Origin of the sequence: Gimesia algae, from assembly GCF_007746795.1 — a bacterium.
GTDB lineage: Bacteria > Planctomycetota > Planctomycetia > Planctomycetales > Planctomycetaceae > Gimesia > Gimesia algae.
The window spans coordinates 5,700,686-5,722,535 of sequence record NZ_CP036343.1 but is presented as its reverse complement, the minus strand read 5'-3'; the positions used below and the strand labels follow the sequence as shown (position 1 = coordinate 5,722,535).

Genomic DNA, 21,850 nt, shown 5'->3' with positions numbered 1-21,850 from the left:
TCAGGTATGATAAGACCTAACCAGCCCAGAGGATTCTCGACATGTCATCGCTCAACCGTCGTACGTTTCTCAAAACTGCTTCCGCAGGATTACTCGCCTCTCAGTTGAAAATCTATGGAACGGAAGCTGCCGAATCCAAACAACTCCTACCCGCTAAAGTAGTCGACACCCATACCCACTTTTACGATCCCACTCGTCCCGAAGGCGTTCCCTGGCCGAGAAAAGGTTCGTCTCTCTATCGGACTGTCCTGCCAAAAGACTTCGTTGAACTGAAAAAGTACCAGCCGGTCAATGCCACGGTCGTCGTCGAAGCCAGTAAGCTGGTCGAAGACAATCAGTGGATTCTCGATCAGGCGAAAGACAATCCCGTCATCATCGGCTTTGTCGGTCGCCTCACTCCGGGTGAACCCGATTTTCGCAAACACCTCAAACGCTTTTCGAAAAATCCCCTCTATAAAGGGATTCGTATCAATTACGATCTGCTCGATCTTGGCTTGAAACAGAAACAGTTTATGGACGACCTGAAACTGATGGCCGACCAGGGACTGCAGGTCGACTTGAATGGCGGCCCGGTTACTCTGAATGGAGCACGTCTGCTGGCCGAGCAGGTTCCCGACCTGCGGATTGTTGTCGATCATATCGGCAATGTTGCTATCAAAGGGGATGAGATCGATCTGCGGTGGAGAGAATATATGGAAGCCCTTGCCGATCAGAAACAGGTTTTCATCAAAATCTCGGCCCTGGTGGAAGGGGCTTCGCGCCACCGTCCCGATGCCGTCCCTGCCGACGTTGCATATTACCGTCCGACCCTGGATGTCATCTGGAAAAATATAGGAGTCGACCGCATGATTTTCGGCAGCAACTGGCCGGTCTCCGAACGGGCCGCCGACTATGTCACGCTGCAGAAAATTCTGGTCGACTATCTGCAGGACAAAGGACAGGCGGCGCTCGACAAAGTCTTCTGGCAAAACTCGAAGCTGGCTTACCGCTGGGATCGCTATCCCGGTGAATAAACGGCGCACTGCGTATCCGTTCCACAACTGAAGAAACCGGCCTTGACTGCTGCCCGCCGATGAGCATCCTGTTGCTCTCAAGTGTGTCGCGCGCGTTGGCGAGAAAAAATCGAGTGAACCACGTGAACCACTGCGAAAATCAGCACTACAAAACCCGCTGGTTTCAGCACGATTTGCAAAATAACAGCGCATAACCGACTGCGGGTCGACGCACTTCGCCCCGTGTTCGCAGCGAAGTAACCAGTTCTCAGCCAGACACCGGTTCTCTATCATCAAGTATCGCCAGAAAAACCATTTCAGCACATCTTGACTCCTGCCTGTCCTTCCAGAGAATAAATCAACAAAAACAAGGCAACCCCTAATGCAGATCCTGAACCAGACAGAAACCGGAGAGCCACAAATAGAATTCGGTGTTTTCGCAAGCAACCATAAAATGAAAGTGCCAATATTAATCATGGTGTTCCCACGTTTAACCATTGAACATCCTTAATTAGCAGCAGGGCCTTAACCCCGGTTGAACACCGAAGTCTGCATGAACCGCGGCTAATGTCATACGGTTGATAACAAAGAAAAAAGGGTAAGCCCGAATATAATTCGGGCCGAGCGCAGCGAGCAGGAGGTCGCAGCTGCAACATGCTTTTCAGTGACAGACTGCTGTGACAACACCACACCCGATACATTTAAAAAGCAGGCAGGGAACTCGAGTTTTCGTCCTGCAGGAATTCTACCAGATGTGATTTGAGAGCCTGCAGATGAACACGACGCACCTTACTTTTTATTTACTACCACGAAAAGTACGAAAGCACACGAAAATGAAAGGGGCATTCTGGTTGTGATTCTGCTGCGTTAAAGCTGAGTTGCAGTCAGATGTTTCTATCTTGAATACTGGGGCAGGCTGGCAATCAGTTTTTCCTGTTGCTTTGTTAATGCAGGTGGAGACTGGGGGAACTGTGGGATTTCCCCTCCCCAGACTGGTTGTCCCTGATCTTTGCCGGGAATCCGTTCAAAGAATTCAGGCGGGCAACCTGTCCAGTCGCTGTTATTCATCACCACTGTCGTTCCTTTTGCTAATTGACCAGTGGGCAGAAAACAGATGCCATCCATGAGAATCCCCTGACCATAAGGGATCGTCTCGCCAGAGGGCATTTTACGAAGTTTTCCCCATTCTTTTTTCCAGCGTCCCTGAAATAACCAGAGCCGCTGGTTCCGGTCGACGCTAACAAACCAGTCACGTTCTGCTTCAAACGTACGAAAAGAATATTTCGTCATGACGGGAATGAAAAAGTATCTGGTGCTGCGACGGAAAATGGTGATCTGCACATTTCCCTCGTCAGTTTTTTTGATTTCCAGACGATGCCCGCCAGCAGGATAACGAAAACTCCCGAACTGATCGACTACCTGTCCCGCCTCGATTACTGGTGGGGTAATCCAGACGAGTACTGCCACCAGTAACAGTAATCCAGTTCCGACGGCGATCAACCAGCGCCTGAAATGCTGCAGACGGGATGGCTTTTTTATAAATTGATTTGGAGTTTCCTCTGTCATCATTCCAGTTCAACTTAGTCAGTGATCAAAAAATCGGGCATTTCTTTACTCCTGGGAAACAATCACGATTTTATACTAATCACAGCCTCATGCCTGCCATAATCTTTCAGTTTTAAGCTTTTCCGGCAGACTCAACGCGTATCAGACTTTTCCCTTTTCGTGTGTTTTCGTGCTTTTCGTGGTAGTAAAAACACTACTCCGATTTCACCCCCGCGGTATTGACCGCGATCACTTTGTACTGATACGTCTTGCCCGGTTTCGCGGTTTTGTCGACGAATTCGAACTTCTGCAGTGGCAGCACGGGGGTATCGCCGTAGCTCATGTTCTGGAACAGGGGGCGGCCGAAACGGTTGGTCGGTTTCTCGGGGAGTTGACCGATCTGTTTGCCATCGCGTTCGATCAGGAAGGCCTGGATGCCGCTCTCAAAGTCGGTTCCCGCTTTCCAGGTGATCGTACCTGTCGCAGCATCGACTTTGACTTCGGTGGGTGCAGGGGGCGGCGTTTTGTCACTGACTGCACCGGTCTTGACGAAGTCCAGCCAGGCGATCGCGACCGCTTTGTCGGGCAGCCAGTTGGCTTCCGCTTTGTTTCCTTCAAACTGGTCGTAAGGGACCGGCATGGTTTCACTGAGCAGCGGCGACAGCCAGCCTTTGCTGATCTCGACGGCTTTTAAAGGGGCCCCCACTTTGTCCGGCAGACGCTGTTGCAGGCAGGCGTTGAAGAAGGGGATCGCCAGGTAGCGTGAGTCGCCGGTTTCGTGGCCCGTGCGGGGATCGGGGGCAAACGCGATCGGTGCCCCTTTGGCGCGGTAGTCTTTGAACATCGCCAGGCTGCCCGTCCAGGCGCGGCTGAAACGTTTGTTTTCTTTTTCTTTCAGGCCCGGATTGGCCACCATCGGGATCTGCATGGCCGCAGCTGGGATCTCGGGCGCCGTAATTTCGTCATTGGTCCAGTAACCATAGGCGGTTCCCGACTGAAACCAGATCGCCACAATCCGCTCCGGGTACTCCATCTGCATCAGGCTCGACCAGAACCCGCCTCCCGAATGCCCCCACAGACACCAGGGCGCGGTAGCGACTTCAGGATGCCCTGAAAGTTTTGCCAGCTTTTGCAGTGACTCGACAAACACTTTGCTCGAACCATTTCGCGGATCACACCACAGACGACAGTTCTGTTCCTTGGCCTGATGAAAACTGGGGCCGAGCAGGGCACAGCCGTTCTTCCGTGCCAACTCCTGCCAGTGCAGGTCGTGAGCCGCCGTCACACTGCCCGTACACGAACCCGAACCACAGCCATGCTGATGCACAATGATGCCCCGCACTTCTTTGAGTCCTTCCGGAATCCACAGCGTGTAGGTTACGCCAATCTGCAGCTGACCCTCTTTTGGCTCCTTAGGCTGTTCGTAAGTGGTGCTGTAATACGGCGGCTGAAACGAAGCATCGACCCGCGGCAGCTCCAGCGGTGCAATGGTTTTGGTTTCTTCAGCTGAGACAGAGTAGACAAGCGTCTGCAGCAGGAACAGAGCGACCAGATATATCAGAGGGACGCGTGATTTCATAATCGAGAATCCTGAATATGATTGTTCTAATTGGCAATTTCAAACTTATATGGTAAGAAAAATAAATGATTCCTGCCAGCGATTGGCAGAAGTGCAACATGTGAAACTTTATCTTGAACCAATTCTGTAAATAATGAGTCGGTAATTGACTTGCTGATTGCTCACTTACAATGAAATGTTATTGTTAGAGATAATATCAATGAAGTTGACACAAAAATCCGAAACACTTTTTTGAATACCAGAATCAGGTTCGATTGAGATGAAGCGTCATGAATATCCGCTCTCAAATTAATTCAATGTTTGCAGGCAAGGCATTTGATCGACCTCTGTTCTATCAATATCCGGGAGGATTGCGTTTTTCTTTGTCTGAAGGAGGGCATATACTGAATCAGTTCCTGACGGCTCTCTGGAAGGCAGAAACGATCTGTCGGGAAATCCTGCAGGATTCAGATGAGATGATTCTCTGTTTGCGTATTTACAGTGAATCCTGTCTGTTGGATCAAATCAAAGTGTTGCGGGAATTAAAGTCTGTCGATCTTTATCCGACATCAGATCGCGAGTACTGGAGTGAAACCGAAGGATTACATGAGGATGAGAATTTTGCATCACCCGGGGGTGTGCATTCCATTGCGTTTTCCATTCCCGTTGATCGACTTCAAAATGTCCTGTGGTGTGCTTTAGCGAAGGATTTCGATATCAGTCCGCGTCCGCAAGCAGACTTCTATCTTTTTTGTCTCGATAAACAAATCATGATCTTACCTTATGATGATCGTGGAATGGATGTGGTTGGTTCGAATCATCAACTGCTGAAAACACTCTATCACCGATTCGATAACTGGTTATTGGATTATGATCGACAGCAGATGAATTCCACTTTTCGAACTGAAGAATAGCCTCTGATTAGAACTGGAATCATCGGCCTTTCCGGCGGCTCGTCCAGTACAGTGGCACGCCGATCAGCACCGGGATCAGTCCCAGCAATGCCAGGCCGCGGGCGTATTCGAGACTGGCGTAGAGCATGTAGAGACAGGTCAGGCAAAACAGGATCGGCGTGACGGGATACAGGGGAACGCGGAACGGTCGCTCCATCTGCGGCGATTTGTACCGCAGGATGATCAGACTCAAGCCCGTCAACAGAAAGAAGGTCCAGAACAAAGGAGCTGTTGCGACGAGCAGGGTATCAAAGCCGTCCTGGTATTGTTCCCACTTAATGAAGTCGCCCTGGATCAGCGTAAACGGCGCATCGATCAGGCCGCGGCCTGTTTCCGTTCCCACCAGAAAAATCATGACGATCGAGATCACGCCTTGAGACAGCAGCGAATAGAGCGGGGCGTTCACACGCTCGTTCCAGCGTGCCAGAGCCGCAAAAAAATGGTGGTCCATGCCCAGCCGCACGTTCACGCGGGAACCGGTAATAATCAAACCGTTGATTGCACCGAGTGAGGAGATCATGATAATCAGGCTGATGATTTGTGTGCCGTAATCCCCCCAGGCATTTCCCAGCAGTTCTGCCGCCGGTGTGGATGACTTCAGCAATCGGGTGGAACCCAGGCCCCACAGGTAGGCAAAGTTGATCAGCAGGTAAATGACCAGGATTCCCCCGGTGCCCGCGATCAGTGCCCGCGGAATATTTTTGCCCGGCTCTTTGACTTCAGCAGCGACGAAGGCGGCATCGTTCCAGCCGCCAAATGCATACAGGACAAACACCATCGCCAGACCGAAATGCAGTTCCGAATTCGGGTTCTTTATGACTGGTTCGACAACAGTTTCGCCTGTTCCCTGCAATCCCAGGTACAGGCCGCTCACAAATATCGCCGCCAGACCGATAACTTTAGCCAGCGTCAGGATGTTCTGTGCCCACTTGCCGACCATCAGTCCCAGCAGATTCAGGAAAATCAGAATACAGACAGACGCCGCTGCCAGGATGACTGACCAGCCCTCGGGGATTTCATAACCGGAGGCGTTCAGAAACTCGATGGCATAATCCGCGAACACATACGACATGATGCCGATATTGCCCGGGTTGATGGCGATGAACTGCGCCCAGCCGAACAGAAAGCCACAGCCATTCCCGTAGGTCCGGGACAGGAAGACATAGTCGCCTCCCGTCTCCGGAATTGCAGACGCCAGCTCGGCGTAACACAGGGCCCCGGCCAGCATCAGCAGGCCACCCAGACCCCAGATCACAAAGCCGGCTTCGATCGAACCCGCGTTTCCGAAGACCAGGCTTGGCAACTTGAAGATCGAAACACCGATCACAATCCCGATGATGATATTCACGGTATCCCACAGACTCAGCTGTTTCTGAAAGCTTGCGCCCGGCGTGGAAACCGGCTCAGATTGACTTTGTTCTGCGGGCATGTGGAATGCAGTCCCCTGTCCAGTCAGAATTGGAAGTGGTGAAAACGACGGTTCAGGCAGGATTTGTGCCGACCACGATGGCGACAGGCATCGTCCAGATTTCCATTGTGTCATCGACGGTGAGGGTAAATCCTGCTTCTTCCAGGAAACCTGTCGCATTGATGGGCTGGCAGTCGACGATGTGTGGGAAGTGCTGGTGCATCCATTTGTAGGTTTTTTCCAGGAAACTGTCTTTTTTCCCCTCTTTAGGCAGCGCCATACAGACGACGCCCAGGCGGCCTCCCGGTTTCAGCACGCGCTTGATTTCGGACAGCACGGTGGGGATGGTTTCCAGCGGAAACAGTTCCAGGGTAAAGCTCATTGAAACAACGTCAAAACTTCCCTCTTCAAAGGGCAGGGGAGGTGTGTTGGCGACCATCAACTCCACGCGGTCGGACAGACCGGCTTCGCTGACCCGCTTTTCCGAGACGGTTTTCATCCCGTCTGAAATATCCACGCCACTTACTTTTCCAGTGGTTCCAACCGCTTTCGCCAGCGCTACCAGCGAATGACCCGTGCCATAACCAATTTCCAGAACCGTTTCTCCCTCGCGAATCGCCAGCGCCGTCAACCCTTTTTCCCGGGCCACATGTTCATTAGAATCAGCAATCGTGTCATAAGAATGGCTGATACGGTCATAAAACGATTTGGTCAGTTTTTCGTCGGTGGTACTCATGGGGTATTCTCCGGTCTGGATGGTGAGAGATTCATGCCGCAAATTATAAATGGGCCGATAGAACGAGAGAAGCCGCAAGCAGGAAAACTATCGGAACTTCATTAATTTGCAGCGGTCAAAACAGTGAGCTGCACCAGTACTGCCAAACTGTCGGCGTCAGGAAGGTTAAGAAAATAGATCTTACACAAAACGTTGATTTTTTGAATTCCTTTCATTGCCGGAGCATGCTACAACATAGTGAGAGCGTTCGCACAACTCATATCGCAGGGAATCAAGCCTTCACGGACTGTCTGTGAATGTGGTTTGTTCGAATTGTTCTATCTAGCGCTTTAAAAAAACCTCATTTGAATACATTGATGGATCAGGGAATGAGTCCGCCAGGATCTTATTCCATGCTGAGGAAGGAACAATTATGCGAAATGTGTTGGCCTTGGTTCTGGCCGGTGGTAAGGGATCACGACTGGAACCACTTACAAGAGATCGAGCAAAACCCGCTGTGCCATTTGGAGGCGGTTATCGCATCATCGATTTTACACTTTCGAACTGTATTAACAGCGGGCTGCGTCGGATTCTGATTCTGACCCAGTACAAAGCAGCGAGCCTTGATCGGCATATCAATCTGGGCTGGCGATTTCTCTGTCGAGAACTGAATGAATTCATCGACGTTCTACCCCCGCAACAGCGAATCGACGAACAATGGTATCAGGGAACTGCGGATGCCGTCTATCAGAATATCTACACCATCGAACGGGCGCGCTCGGAACACATTCTGATCCTCTCAGGTGATCACATTTATAAAATGGATTACTCCAAACTGATTCGTGACCATAAGGAATCCGGCGCGGAAGTCACCATCGGCTGCATTCCCGTGGATCGTGACGAAGCCACCCAGTTTGGTGTCATGGGCGTCGATGAAGATATGCGCGTGGTCAAGTTCGAAGAAAAACCGGCCAATCCCGCTCCTATGCCCAACCACCCCGATAAAAGCCTGGCTTCCATGGGCATCTATGTCTTCAATACGAACTTTCTCTTCGAACGCCTGTGTTACGATGCCACGCAGCTCGACAGCTCACACGACTTCGGCAAGAACATTATCCCGTCAATTATTGACGACCATCTGATTCGCGCGTATCCCTTCCAGGATAAAAATACAGGCGATGGTTACTATTGGCGCGATGTCGGGACGATCGACGCTTATTATGAAGCAAACATGGATCTGGTTTCGGTACATCCGCAGTTAAACCTGTACGACAACACCTGGCCCATTCGCTCTTATCAGCCACCCGATCCACCACCCAAGTTCGTCTTTGCCCAGAGTGAAGGTAATAAACCGCGTGTTGGTCAGGCCGTCGACAGTATGGTCTGTGCAGGGTCGATTATCTCAGGTGGCCGCGTCAGCCAGTCGATCATTTCCTCCAACGTACGCGTCAACAGCTGGGCAGAAGTCGATAATTCGATCCTGTTCTCGGGCGTGAATGTGGGGCGGCATGCAAAAATTCGCAATGCGATCATTGATAAAGGTGTGTCCATCCCCAAAGGTTGCGAGATCGGCTACGACCTGGAAGCAGATAAAAGCCGTGGCTTTGCGGTTTCTGAATCCGGGATTGTTGTCATCGGCAAAATGGACGGGTTTCCCGCGCGGGTTGAACCCTGACAGCACGCTTCAGGCGCTGCGCATAAAAATTCCCGGAAGCAGTAGCCCAGGGGGGGGAAGGACTTGTACTACTTCCGGGAGGCGATTGTTCGCCATTGTCTTTTTACGCCTGATAGACGCGCCTCAAATGACATTCCATTTTAAAGGCTTCAAAAAAGATCGATGCCACAGCATCCGTGCCTTTGGCATTCGATCTTTCCACTGAGAGAATAAAATCGCTCAGCGGACACTAGTGTATTCTTGAAGGTTGTAAAAGGGATTGATAACGGTCATTCTGAGGTGTGATGTTATCAGGAATGGTTTGTTTGATGTTTTCAATATCAGCGTGAACGCCAATGGTGCGGGGAGAATAGAAAGTCGTTTTGAATCGGTCAATACCAATCTCAAACGATTTTTTAAAAAGCATTCTGAATGCGAATTCAGCGTGTAAATATTTCAAAAAAACACGGAATCAAAAACTTTGAAAGGATCTGGCATCATGATTCAACAACTCTTTTCACTTCTGACTGTCATTTGCAGTCTGAGCCTGCTGACTCCCGTCAAACTGGTCGCAGCAGAGCAACAGAAACCGAATATCATTTTCATCATGGCCGACGATTTAGGCTATGCGGAACTCGGTTGTTACGGTCAGACCAAAATCAAAACCCCGCATATTGACAAGCTGGCCGCAGAAGGAATGAAGTTCACGCAGGCCTACGCGGGTTCAATGGTTTGCCAGCCTTCACGCAGCGTTTTAATGACAGGTCAGCACACCGGACACACCGCTGTGCGTGCCAATGACCTGAACCAGTTGCTGTACGAAGAGGATACCACCGTTGCCGAAGTACTCAAAGGTGCCGGCTATGCTACCGGCGCGTTCGGCAAATGGGGACTGGGCTATGCAGGAACACCTGGCACACCCGCAAAGCAGGGCTTCGATGATTTCACCGGTCAGCTGCTGCAGGTTCACGCGCACTTCTATTATCCCTTCTGGATCTGGAAGAATGAAGAAAAACTCATGTTGCCTGAAAATGAAAACAATCAGCGCGGGCGCTACATCCACGATCTGATCCACGAAGATGCCAAAGCCTTCATTCAGAAAAATAAAGCACAGCCGTTCTTCGCTTATCTGCCTTACATTATTCCCCACGTAGAACTGGTGGTTCCCGAGGAGTCTGAAAAACCGTATCGCGGTCAGTTTCCCAAAACTCAAATTCTGGATCCCCGTCCCGGCTATATTGGTTCGGAAGATGGACTCACGACATTTGCCGGCATGGTCTCCCGCCTGGACGACCACGTGGGGGAAATCGTCACGCTGCTGGAAGATCTGGGAATTCGTGATAACACGCTGATCATCTTTACCTCTGATAACGGCGGACAGGGGGGAACCTGGAAAGAGATGACCGATTTCTTCAACGGCAATGCGCCGCTCAAAGGGCATAAGGGTTCGATGTATGAAGGCGGTCTGCGTGTGCCTTTCATTGCAAACTGGCCTGGGAAAATCGCTCCCGGAAAAACATCAGACCTGCAAATCGCGTTCTGGGATGTGTTGCCCACACTGGCTCAGGTCGCGGGGACTACAGTTCCGTCCGGTGTCGATATTGACGGCATCTCGTTTCTACCTACTCTGTTGGGAAAAGCGATGCAGCCAAAACACGAATACCTCTACTGGGAATACACCAAAGGGAAGATTCGCTCGCGTGCGATTCGACAGGGAAACTGGAAAGCCGTCCAGAACCGTATGAATCAGCCGATAGAACTTTACGATCTGGGTAAAGATATTGGCGAGACTAAAAATCTCGCGAAACAGCATCCGGAACAGATCAAAGATCTGCAGCAGATCATGCAGCAGGCTCATTCTGAGCCGCGGGACTTCCCCCAGACACTGAAGCCGGTTGGCATCAAAGGTTACGTGAAGTAAACCGCTGTGAAACTTCAGGGAGAACAAAAAGAAAACCGCAGCCCGGTATCAGGCTGCGGTTTTTTAATTGATTCAGAATTTACTTCTGGTTAGTTAGCCAAGTCCCACCACCAGCGACCCACGGGCAATGCGGGTGCTTTGGACTGAGCGGAAACGGTTCCGACTTCGGGAGATACTTTCAGGTTCTGCTGATTTTTCACAACAGAGTTCGTATCAACCCGCACGCCACCAGCAACCTGTACGACCACATCTTTACCGTTGAAGACGCGATGGTTCACTACGGTATCCACCGTATGAGCTGCTTCGAATTCAGCCGGGCGATAGGCACCGTTGGCAGCAAAAGCAGTCATTTCCCAGCCGGCACGATTCGCCAGTTGTTCGTTTCTCATCAGAGCGGCTACCAGAGCCAGGTCGAAAATGTTCTGCAGGTCGGCGTAAACCAGGTCCTGATCTGCCAGTTCCTGATAATGCTTTGTAAAGTTGGCAGCGAATTCGCGGTTCAGCTTTTCAGCCTGTCCCGTTCGTAATCGTTCACCCTCTTTGGTGACGATCTGATTTTCCGACTGGCAGAGGACCGATGAACCAACCACCTGGTAGGCGGTGCGTTGCGGGTTATGCAGTACGGAATCGTATTTCATGGTCAGCCACCAGCGGAGTGCTTCGAGGTTCATGCCGCTTGCATTGCTCTCTTGAGCCAGCAGATCGAAGTAGCTGGGGATGTTTTTGCCAGCATCCATTTTACCAATGCCGATCAGTTTCATCCGGTAGTCTGCTTCAATCAGCACACGGGCGACACGTGAGGTATCGGGAACACCGTACAGGGTAATATCCTGTACTCCCAGTTTTTCTTTGAGCTGTCGGGTATAATTTCGCACGCCGGCACCCGCACTCAGTGGACCACGGGCATTGGACTGTGTGACAAACTCTTTCACCCGTGCCAGACCTTCAGCACGTGGATCGAAGGAGCAACCGAAGATTTCCTCACCCTGATCTGAGAATGTTCGCAAAATGGTCACGAGGTCATCCAGTTGCAGAACAGGACGGCCACTTTCCACGCCGACAGCCAGACCCTGCTCATTATAAATCCAGGCTTCTGCAGGACCGGCGATCACGATTTCCTGATCTTCCGGATAGACAAAGACATATTCGACTCTGGTCAATCCTGCCAGCATTTTCATGGTTTCAACGGGGGAACGACCTTCTTCAACCAACTGCTGAACTTCTTTTTCCAGGCGGGTTAAAGAAATCAGACGCAGCTGGCTGTTCTGGGCAACGTTCTTATTCAGGCTGGCTTTACGGGCTTTTGCACCCAATGCTTCCAGTTCGCCTTTCAGTTCCTGTTTACTGATATGATGCAACATTCCGTGAGGATCAACGCGGACCCCGGCAGAGAACTGACGGAGTGAACCTTCACCAGTTCCGTCATCAATCCAGCCACCTGAAGTCTGTGACTGAATCAGGTCAATCAACTCGGTGAAGTCAGCCAGCTGAGATCCACCAGCCAGCGACATGGCCTGAGTCCGTTCGCCCATGGCTTTCGTGCGTTCTTCAGCCAGAGGAATACGGTTGATGGTTCCCAAGGCTGCGATAAAGTCGCCGGAGTCCATCTGGGCTTTGACAACCATTCTGAGTAAGAGAGTGCGTTCCTGCAGGTTAGATACTGTTTCAGCGACTTCAATCGCCTGTCCGAATTCCCCTGCTGACAGATGCGCGGCAACCTGTTCTTCAGTTGAGACGCGTGGCGTTTCTTCAACTGGTTTTGTTTCCGCTGCAGGAGTAACCACGACGGTTTCCTGTTCTTCCAGTACCAGCGGCGTTTCGGCCGGAGTCTGAAACTCTTCTGATGCTTTTTCCACAGTCACTTCAGGCTGGGGATTCACCACATAAAAAGTGACTCCCAGGACAACAGCTAAACAGACAACGGTTGCCAGAACTGAAACAACACTGGAGCCGACACGAGGGTGATTAGGGCGCATGGACGCTCTCCAATTGGCACAACATATTAACGGACAAACCTGCAGTTCGGATATACACATACTGCAAGATGGGAAGTTTAAGGGCTTTATGTACTAGGATCGTCCAACTTTGCCCTGACGTCAAGCATAATCTTAAATTTCTTGGTCTTCCTAATTCAGCTCAGCTCTGACATCCAAAGAACAGTTACAAGTAGTAGAATAGAAACACTTCGTTCAAATTCAGAAACGCCTTAGAACTCCTGCAATCGCTACAGAAAGTATATTCGTGCCAGAACTGCCTGAAGTGGAGACCATGGTCCGCGGAATTCGCGAAGCCGTGGAAGGCCGCAAAATTAAGGACTTTCGTACCTGTCCCTGCCCGTGTAAACCCATTTCCATGAAGCCGGGCATTAAAACCATTCACTCAAAAGCTTTAAATCAAACTGTGATCCGCGTCAGGCGTCGTGCAAAACGGGTGATCCTGGATCTGGAGAATGGTTTTTCGTTTGTCATCGAACCGCGGATGACTGGACTGATGTTACTTGCTGATCCACCTGATACTGGTCATCTGCGGCTGGAGTGGCTACTGCAGAAAGGGCGGTCCCGGCGCTCGCTCTGGTTCTGGGATCGACGGGGGCTGGGAACCGTCCAGTTGCTCAGTCAGGCGGAACAGGAAAAAGTTCTGGGACCGCAGAAACTGGGACCTGATGCCCTGGAGATTACCGTCAACGAGCTGAAACAGCGATTGGCGAAGACCAGTCGCGCGATTAAAGTCGCCTTGCTGGATCAAAAAATGGTCGCAGGAATCGGCAATCTTTATGCCAGTGAAATGCTGCACCAGAGCCGCATTCATCCCGAACGGACAGCAGATCGGTTGTCAGCAGCAGAAATCAAATCGCTGCACAAAGCCATGCTGCAGATTCTGAAAACCGCCATTCGCTATGAAGGGTCCACTCTGGGTGACGGGACGTATCGAAATGCGCTCAATCAGTCGGGCGGCTATCAGAACCAGCATCGCGTGTATGGCCAGGAAGATAAAAGCTGTCCCTCCTGTAAGGGAGCGCAGATCATCAGAATCGTCCAGGCCCAGCGTTCCACGTTTTACTGCCCCTGTTGTCAGGTCATGCAGTCGTAAACAGTATCGTCTGTTCTGTTTTCGGATCAGGTTAGACTACATGCCTGTTTTGCATCTTATAAATCTGAGAAAATTCGCTGATTTGCGGGGAGAATTCGCGAATCATGCTTTTCTATACAGACAATTTTGGAATAAGATCACCTGAGAGATGTTAAAGCGATTTCGCAGCATCTGATTCGGATCTCGTACCCGCTGGTAATCCATGTCGTATCGTGCTTTCAAAAAACTGCTGGGGGAAACCAACCTCGAACGCAAGTGTCGCTACCTGTTTGGTGGCGGATTGCTCGTATTAATTACGGCCAGCTTCTCTTTGAATACCTGGTTGAATAATCAGGTGCTGAACGATCAGAACATTACCTCCGCCCGTCTGCTGGTCGCGCCAATCATTCTGGAAAAGCACTGGAAATGGTCCGAATCGAACGATCAGTACCGCATGCTGATTGAAAAAATTGCGCAATCGGTTAAACCTAAAGATCTCGGCGACTACAGCTGGGCGGTCTTTAAAGCGAATCCATCCAATGCGGATTCCAAAGAACGTCCTATCGACAGTGCCGGCTATGAAGCCCTCGAACGCATCAAACAGGGTGAGAACGAAATCTTTTACCGCGATGAAACGGAAGGGAAATTTCAGTATTACGGTGCCATTCACGCGACGGAATCCTGTGTCTCCTGCCATCGACTCCGCGATGATCCCGACCTGGAACTGGGGGGGCTCATCGGAATAGTCAATATTCGCTTTCCCTCACAGAAGGTCGAACAGGCACAGAACTGGAACAATGCCATCAACCTGGCTTCAGCCCTCGTGACCGCAGTGCTGGCGATGCTCGCCGCTTATGCAATTGTACGCTATGTGATTGTGAAACCCGTGCTGCACTTGAAAGATGTGAGTGATCAAATTGCGCACGGCAATCTGGATTTGCGGGCTGACATCCGCACGGGTGACGAATTTGAAGAACTGAGCTATGCATTTAACCGGATGCTCCGTCACCTGGTCACCGTGCAGGAGGAACTGCGGACCGTCAATACGGACCTCGATACCAAAGTCGACGAGCTGGCGCAGGTTAACCTCAGGCTTTATGAAATGAACAAACTCAAAGACGAGTTCCTGGCGACCATGAGCCACGAACTGCGCACGCCTCTGAACAGTATTCTTGGATTCAGTGATCTGCTGGCAAATTCCAAAGATCTTAGTGAGAAGCAGAAACGCTATGTCAGTAACATTCAGATGTCTGGCAAAAACCTGCTGGCTCAGATCAATGATGTACTCGATCTGGCAAAAATCGAGAGCGGCAAAATGGAGCTGCAGCTTTCCGAAATTTCCGTGGCTGACCTGATTGAACGTCGGGTGGGCAATATGCTTCCCCTGGCCGATAAAAAGAATATCGAGCTGACCTCCGAAATTGATCCGAAGATCCCGATTCTGTTTCAGGATTCCATCAAAATTCAACAGATTCTTAATAACCTGCTTTCGAATGCCATCAAGTTTACCCCGGAAGGTGGTAGAGTCCATGTCGCAGCAAAACTCTGCGAACAGGATCCGAAACTCATGGACCTCATTGTAGAGGATACAGGCATCGGCATTCCCCTGGATGAGCAGGCACATATTTTTGAAAAATTCCGCCAGGGGAAATCTTCTTCCGAATCACGGGATACGATGAGCCGTTCTTATGAAGGGACAGGGCTGGGATTATCGATCATTCGCGAACTGTCCAAGCTGCTCGACGGCGAAGTCTTTCTGGAAAGTGAATTTGGTCGAGGCAGTACGTTTACCGCACGCCTGCCTGTCCGCATGAGTCTGTCACCCGAGGGGCTTCTCACAGATCTGGATGATACATCTGTGGGCATGAATCGCATCAAAACATCCGATCTCAAGAACTATTCCCAGGAAAAACTCAGCGAGAACGAACATTCTGAGACGCGCACTCCTTGAATCTATCACTGTGAGCGCCTACCCTTTGCTTTCTGGTCGGCACACCGGGCTGTCGGATCTCTTACATACTCCCCAACTTGATTCAGGAATCTGCTTTCGTGGCTTTGGAGCTGAAAAATCCACATAGTGTAATGGCGGCTCTGCAGACCCGTCCGATTGATGTCACTGAGATTCGTCTCACTGCGGGTTCAGCGCAAGGTAACTGGGGAGATGTTGCCGACGAAGCACGCAGTCAGCGGATTCCTGTCGTCATCAAAAAATCGGCGCCACAGAAAATGAAACGCCGCCAGTCCGAAGATCAGGGACGTCGCACCGCGGGTTCCGTTGGACTGGTCAAACCACGCATCCCTGCGGTACTCAGTGAACTCTTTCCCGCTTCAGAACAGGGCGCTGAAACAGGCGGACTCTGGCTGGCGCTGGACTGCATTCAGGACCCGCACAACATCGGTGCCATTTTTCGAACGGCTGCTTTCTTTGGGGTTCGGGGGATTGTGTTGACCAAAGACCGTTCCGCTCCCATTAATGCAACCGTATATGATGTCGCCTCCGGGGGGATGGAAGCGGTTCCTTTTGCCGTCGAAACAAATCTGAGCCGATCAATTACCCAGGCCAAAGAAACCGGTGTCTGGATTATGGGCACCTCCGAACATGCCGAAGAGGATGTCTCCGCTTTTTCACAGGACCGACCCTGGATGGTCGTGATTGGCAATGAAGAGAAAGGGCTCCGCCGCCTGACCCTGGAACAGTGTGATGTCGTAACCCGACTGACCCCCACCGGGATTGTGGATTCGCTCAATGCTTCTGTCGCAGCAGGCATCATGATCGCCCGCTTTTCTCCTTTTGGCCCTGGTACAAAATAAGTTTCTGTATCAGGCTCGTGCGATTTTCATGCAATAAAAGATAGTATCTGCAAAATGTCTATAATCGCTACAAGCTCCGGTGCAGGTGGCGATTATAGCAGATTTACGCTTTTTTTGTCTGAACCCCTCTGACCTTCGCCCCTTGCGATTCTCTGCGGCCTGCCGATTATTTTGGTTGTATGAGAATTACGTGCTTATAATGAATTGAGATACAGACCTCGAACCGGATTTGCGCATTTCAAAGAGCAATCCTTGGAATTCATTACGGATTTCTTGCGAATTGAGTGCTACATTGAAGGTACAGGTTACGGGAACTCCGTCTGACAGACGCGGATGTCTGCTGCTAGAGCGTGGGTTCCACCGAACAAAATCAATGCAGGAAAATCAATCGTGACAAATTATCTAGTGACCGGCGGCGCAGGATTTATTGGCTCTCATCTGGCGACGCGTCTGGTCAAAGACGGTCATCGTGTCCGCGTCTTCGATAACTTAAGTACCGGCGCATTGCATAATCTGGAGCACATTAAAGACGATGTCGAGTTCGTGCAGGGAGATCTGCGGGATCTGGCAGCCGTCGAACAGGCCACCGCTGGTGTCGAGATTGTTTTCCACCAGGCCGCTTTGGCCTCTGTTCCCCGTAGCGTGGAACATCCACTCGATACACATGAAGCCTGTGTGACCGGAACGGTTCACGTTCTCGATGCCGCCCGCCGCTCCGGTGTGCAGCGCGTCGTTTATGCGGGTTCCAGCAGTGCGTATGGCAACCAGATCCAGATGCCTAAACATGAAGGGCAGACTCCTGAAGTCCTTTCCCCCTATGCGGCTGCCAAGCTGGCGGGCGAATTATACTGTCAGGCCTTTGCCAATTCTTACGACCTGGAAACCGTCCGCATTCGTTACTTCAACGTCTTTGGTCCCCGCCAGGATCCCAACAGTCCTTATTCAGCTGTGATTCCACTCTTTACATCCGCATTGCTGGAAGGACGCCGCCCGATGATTTTCGGTGATGGCCTGCAATCTCGCGATTTTACATTCGTGGACAATGTGGTTCAGGCGAATATTCTGGCTTCGCAGGCACCGGCGGACAAGGTCTCCGGAAACGTTTATAACGCAGCCTGTGGCAGTTCGTTGAATCTGATTGATCTGTTGAAATTCATCTGTGATCAGTTGGACAAACCATATGATCCCGATTTCCAGCCTGAACGTACAGGCGATGTCAAACACTCCTGGGCAGATATTTCCGCAGCACAACGAGACCTCGGTTACGAACCTGTTGTGGAAATCGAAGACGGCCTGAGAAGAACCATTGACTGGTACGCGGGTACTGCCAAAGCCGAATCTAAAAAATGTCTGGGCGGCTGTTAATCAGACCGCCTGTGGCTTTGAAAAACAATTTCTTCACTTCTTACGTTATTTATGCATTCGCAGATATTTATTGATCAGGACCCGCTGTCGTGAATACAGACTTTCAACCTCTGGATCAGCAATCCGATTTTGCCCTCGACGGAATGGAAGAGAATGCAGAATTCGACTCTTCCGGACCTGGTGTGGATATCGTACGGCTGCTGCTGCGCAATAAGTATCTGCTGGTGATTGGACTGGTAGCCGGTCTGATACTGGGACAGGCGGCTTATGTGAAGCTTGGTCCTATCTTTTCGGCAACCACGAAAATTCAGGTCTCGCAGAAAAACCCGGTACCGATCAAAGAAGGCGAAATTCAAACCTTCGGTGAACTGACTGCTCATATCGATGTGATCAAGAGTCCGCGGATCGTCGGTGAGGCGGTCAAAGAAGCCAAACTCAATCAGCTGTCGTCACTGGCGGGCGAAAAAGATCCGACCCAGGATATTATCGATACCCTGAAAGTGAAGCGGATTTCCGGTAACGATCGCGCGTTCCTCAATATCCTGACGATTACCTATGAAAACCCGAATGCCAAAGATGCCCAGGCTGTCACACAGGCCATCGTTGACGCCTATAAGCGTTATTTGAGCGAAGTCCGCGAGGAAAATACCGAAGACATTATTCAGCAGTTGAAGGATGCAGAACAGCAGATTGCCACTGAGCTGGAACTGAAGAGAAACGAATACCAGAAATTCCGCGAAAATGCACCGCTGTACTGGGAGAGCACTCCTGGTTCGGAAGCGGCTGTCGCTGGCAGCACCAATGTGCATCAGGAACGGGTGAAAGCCATCGATAACGAACGCCGCCTGAACCTGTTGAAACTGACGGAACTCAAATCAAAAATCGATTCACTGAAAGCAGCGATTGCCAGCGGTGAATCAAAAGAGACACTTGAACTGCTGGCTCAGCAGTTTCTCATGGGGCAAACACGCGGGCAGGCTGCCAACAAAAATACCAGCGAAGGTCGTATCGCCACACCGGCGACAAGCCAGTTGGACCGGGCCCGTACGGCTCTGGAAACGCATTTAATGCCTCTGTTGATTCAGAAGAATCGACTGGAACGTGACTTTCAGAAAAACCATCCCGACCTGGACGCAGTCAATCGCAGCATCGAAACGATTATCAATCTCTATCGCCGTCAGGGACTCGATATTTCTGCAGAGAATCTGGAATCAGGTGAATTTCAGGTCGCGAAGACCAAAGACGTGGATTTTGTGAACGTGTATCTCAAGTCCATGGAGCAACAGTTTAAAGAGCTCGAGAACCGGGAACTGGAACTGACAAAAATATTCGACCAGGAAACCGAACTCGCCAAGAAAATCGGTAATTTCCAGGTAGTTGATCAATCTTACAATGAAGAAATTTCCCAGCTCAAATCACAGCGTGATAACATTTTCAAGCAGTTACTGGTCGAAAGAGTTTCACAAGGCAATAGTGGATACATACTGACTCAACTGGCACCTGTGAAAGATGAACTGGTCATCAAACGCCAGTTGAAATTTCTGATGGCCGGTACAGCAGCAGGACTGGGGTTGATCCTGGCGTTTGCTTACTTCCGCGAGATGCGGGATACCACCATGAAGTCCGTCAATGAAATTCGTAACCAGCTGCATCTGCCTGTTCTGGGAGAAGTACCTTCCTTCGCAGAAAGTGAAGCAGTCGTTGATGACAGCGAATTCGCTCCCGCGTTATGGTACTACTATCGTCCTGCGTCCAGGGAAGCAGAAGCGTTCCGCTCACTGCGGACCTCGCTGTTGTTGAAAACAGATCGTAGCGGCGCGAAAGTTCTGCAGATGACCAGTGCCGAACCCGGCGATGGAAAAACCACCTCGATTTCCAACCTGGCGCTGGCGATTGCTCAGACCGGTAGAAAAGTTCTGATTGTCGATGCCGACCTCAGGCGACCCACCATTCATAAACTGTTTGGACTTGCTAATTCTGTTGGCCTGGGAGATGTACTGTCCGGTGACATCGATGCGCAGACCGCGATTCGAGAAACGCGTGTCAGTCATCTTTCGATTCTGACAGCGGGGATGTTGCCTGAAAATCCTTCCGAAATGCTGATGTCACGAGGATTCTCTGAACTGGTAAATCAGCTGCGCAATGATTACGACTATATTCTCATTGATACTCCACCACTGGTAGTTGTCAGCGATCCATCGGTGATTGCCTCTATCGTGGATGGCGTGCTGCTGGTCGTTCGAATCGACAAGAACCGACGTGGCGTGATCCGTAAGGTACAGCAGATTATCCAGACCAATGGGATCAAAGTGACTGGCATCCTGGCGAACGGCGTTCAGTCCGGAAAACTGGGCGACTACGACTACGGTTCAGGGCCCGGGTACAGCGACTATTATATTGTCCCCTCACAGGTACAAGCGAAGCAGGCGGACGCTACTGCGAAAACAAAAATTACCCAATAAACCGGTTATTAAGTTTCAGCAGAAAAACCTGGATTATTCCAGCTCAATGTCCAGCTCTTCAATCTTTCGATACAGGCTGGACAAACCGAGCTTTAATCTCTTGGCGGCTTCCCGTTTATCCGTGCTGTCTTTCAATACGCGTGTGATATGCATTCGTTCGTAATGCCGAAGTGCCAGTCGCAGATCGTCCACATCCGGTAACGGAGGTTCGTTCTGGTGAAGTTCCGGAGGCAGGTCATTCAGGCAGATCGTCGTTTCGTCACACATCATTACCGCGCGTTCGATGGCATTATCCAGCTGTCGGACATTCCCTTTCCATTCAGCAGACATGAGAGTGCGTATGGTTTCACTGGTCGCTCCCGTGACCCGTTTTCCCATTTTACGGGAGTGCTTGGAGATGAAGTATTCAACCAGTTCCGGAACATCATCGACGCGTTCCCGCAACGCAGGGATATGAATTTTCATACCGTCCAGGCGATAAAACAGATCTTGTTCGAATTCACCTGACTTGACCATTTCTGCCAGATCCTGGGTGGTTGAAGCGATGAGTCGCACATCGACTTTCACCGGCTCGGCACTTCCCAGCGGCAGGATCTCGCCGTATTCAATCGCCCGCAACAGTTTGCCCTGCGTTCCCAGCGGCAGTTGAGAGATTTCATCCAGATATACGGTTCCCCCATCGGCATTTTTGAAGACGCCAATCTGTTCGGAAGCGGGGTACTGCAGCGAACTGTTGGCGGAACCAAACAGTTGAGATTCGAGGAGTTCAATCGGTCGCATGCCGCAGTTGACCGCCAGGAAGCGTTGTTCACGATTGGGACCATTCGAATGAATCGACCGGGCAAACAGCTCTTTTCCCGTCCCCGATTCACCTGACAGGAGCACATTGGAATTTGTCGCTGCAATTTTTCGAATCGTACTCTGCAGTTTCAGCAGCGCTTTACTGCTGCCAACGACTTCTTCAATTCCCGGGCTGCGGGCCAGTTCTCTTCTGAGAATCTGGTTCTCGTAGAATATTTTCTGGTACTCAAACAGACGATTCAGCTTGTGAGACAGATCGTCAAAAATGACTGGCTTGACCAGGTAATCGAAGGCACCCGCTTTGAATGCAGAGATCGTATTTTCAACAGTCGCATAAGCGGTGATGATCAGTACGAAGATATTAGGTTTTATGTTCTGCAGCCGTCGCAGAAGCTCAATGCCATCTCCATCAGGCAGCTGAACATCGCAGATCGCGACGTTAAAATCTCGATCACGGGCCAGTTCCAGTGCTTTGGCTACAGTGGAAGCCTGCATGGTTTCATAACCTTCGAGGGTGAGAAATTCCGCCAGCGAAGTCCGAATGACTTCTTCATCTTCGACAATCAGCACGGATCGATTGAGTTGCACCTTGGAGT

15 protein-coding genes are annotated in these 21,850 nt (G+C 50.8%); 9 read left to right on the top strand and 6 right to left on the bottom strand.

All coding sequences use genetic code 11. The annotated features are described in order from the left end of the window. The first annotated feature begins 41 nt into the window (after nt 1-41). A complete protein-coding gene (locus Pan161_RS21390) occupies nt 42-1,013 on the top strand; it encodes an amidohydrolase family protein (protein WP_145230680.1) in 972 nt (323 codons plus the stop codon). Between the two features lie 873 nt (nt 1,014-1,886). Here the strand turns inward: Pan161_RS21390 and Pan161_RS21385 are convergent. Both Pan161_RS21385 and Pan161_RS21380 read right to left on the bottom strand, forming a co-directional pair. Next, nucleotides 1,887-2,561, bottom strand: coding sequence for a hypothetical protein (locus Pan161_RS21385; protein ID WP_145230678.1), 675 nt, complete (start codon nt 2,559-2,561; stop codon nt 1,887-1,889). A gap of 190 nt (nt 2,562-2,751) precedes the next feature. Then, nucleotides 2,752-4,116, bottom strand: a complete 1,365-nt coding sequence (locus Pan161_RS21380; protein WP_145230676.1) for a PHB depolymerase family esterase — start codon at nt 4,114-4,116, stop codon at nt 2,752-2,754. Between the two features lie 269 nt (nt 4,117-4,385). On the opposite strand from Pan161_RS21380, the gene Pan161_RS21375 reads away from it, so the two are divergent. After that, nucleotides 4,386-5,009, top strand: a complete 624-nt coding sequence (locus Pan161_RS21375; protein ID WP_145230674.1) for a DUF3885 domain-containing protein — start codon at nt 4,386-4,388, stop codon at nt 5,007-5,009. Between the two features lie 19 nt (nt 5,010-5,028). On the opposite strand, the gene Pan161_RS21370 is transcribed toward Pan161_RS21375, so the two are convergent. Together Pan161_RS21370 and Pan161_RS21365 are read right to left on the bottom strand one after the other, a co-directional pair. After that, a complete protein-coding gene (locus Pan161_RS21370; protein ID WP_197995447.1) occupies nt 5,029-6,477 on the bottom strand; it encodes an APC family permease in 1,449 nt (482 codons plus the stop codon). A 52-nt stretch (nt 6,478-6,529) separates the two neighbouring features. Beyond that, nucleotides 6,530-7,192 (bottom strand): class I SAM-dependent methyltransferase, encoded by a 663-nt coding sequence (locus Pan161_RS21365; protein ID WP_145230671.1) that lies wholly within the window; start codon nt 7,190-7,192, stop codon nt 6,530-6,532. A 412-nt stretch (nt 7,193-7,604) separates the two neighbouring features. Here Pan161_RS21365 and glgC point away from each other — a divergent pair, with 412 nt between their 5' ends. Beyond that, nucleotides 7,605-8,846 carry a glucose-1-phosphate adenylyltransferase gene (gene glgC, locus Pan161_RS21360; RefSeq protein WP_145230669.1) on the top strand — a complete coding sequence of 414 codons (1,242 nt, stop codon included), beginning with the start codon at nt 7,605-7,607 and terminating at the stop codon, nt 8,844-8,846. 478 nt (nt 8,847-9,324) lie between these two features. Continuing rightward, the gene (locus tag Pan161_RS21355; protein WP_145230667.1) at nt 9,325-10,746 is read left to right on the top strand and encodes an arylsulfatase; all 1,422 of its coding nucleotides are present in this window, start codon (nt 9,325-9,327) and stop codon (nt 10,744-10,746) included. An 89-nt stretch (nt 10,747-10,835) separates the two neighbouring features. Here the strand turns inward: Pan161_RS21355 and Pan161_RS21350 are convergent, their stop codons facing one another. Next, nucleotides 10,836-12,722, bottom strand: coding sequence for a DUF1598 domain-containing protein (locus Pan161_RS21350; protein ID WP_145230665.1), 1,887 nt, complete (start codon nt 12,720-12,722; stop codon nt 10,836-10,838). A gap of 265 nt (nt 12,723-12,987) precedes the next feature. Between Pan161_RS21350 and mutM the strand changes: the two genes are divergently transcribed. The 5 genes from mutM (at nt 12,988) to Pan161_RS21325 (ending at nt 20,453) form a co-directional block, all read left to right on the top strand. After that, on the top strand, nt 12,988-13,836 hold the full coding sequence (mutM, locus tag Pan161_RS21345; RefSeq protein WP_145230663.1) for a DNA-formamidopyrimidine glycosylase: 849 nt from the start codon (nt 12,988-12,990) through the stop codon (nt 13,834-13,836). A 202-nt stretch (nt 13,837-14,038) separates the two neighbouring features. Next, complete coding sequence (locus Pan161_RS21340) at nt 14,039-15,766, top strand: ATP-binding protein (RefSeq protein WP_145230661.1); 1,728 nt, start codon at nt 14,039-14,041, stop codon at nt 15,764-15,766. A gap of 98 nt (nt 15,767-15,864) precedes the next feature. Further along, a complete protein-coding gene (rlmB, locus tag Pan161_RS21335) occupies nt 15,865-16,626 on the top strand; it encodes a 23S rRNA (guanosine(2251)-2'-O)-methyltransferase RlmB (protein WP_145230659.1) in 762 nt (253 codons plus the stop codon). A 390-nt stretch (nt 16,627-17,016) separates the two neighbouring features. After that, complete coding sequence (locus tag Pan161_RS21330; protein WP_145230657.1) at nt 17,017-17,991, top strand: SDR family oxidoreductase; 975 nt, start codon at nt 17,017-17,019, stop codon at nt 17,989-17,991. Nucleotides 17,992-18,080: 89 nt separating this feature from the next. Beyond that, nucleotides 18,081-20,453, top strand: coding sequence for a polysaccharide biosynthesis tyrosine autokinase (locus tag Pan161_RS21325; RefSeq protein WP_145230654.1), 2,373 nt, complete (start codon nt 18,081-18,083; stop codon nt 20,451-20,453). Between the two features lie 33 nt (nt 20,454-20,486). Here the strand turns inward: Pan161_RS21325 and Pan161_RS21320 are convergent, their stop codons facing one another. Then, nucleotides 20,487-21,842, bottom strand: a complete 1,356-nt coding sequence (locus tag Pan161_RS21320; protein ID WP_145230653.1) for a sigma-54-dependent transcriptional regulator — start codon at nt 21,840-21,842, stop codon at nt 20,487-20,489. Nucleotides 21,843-21,850: the final 8 nt, after the last annotated feature.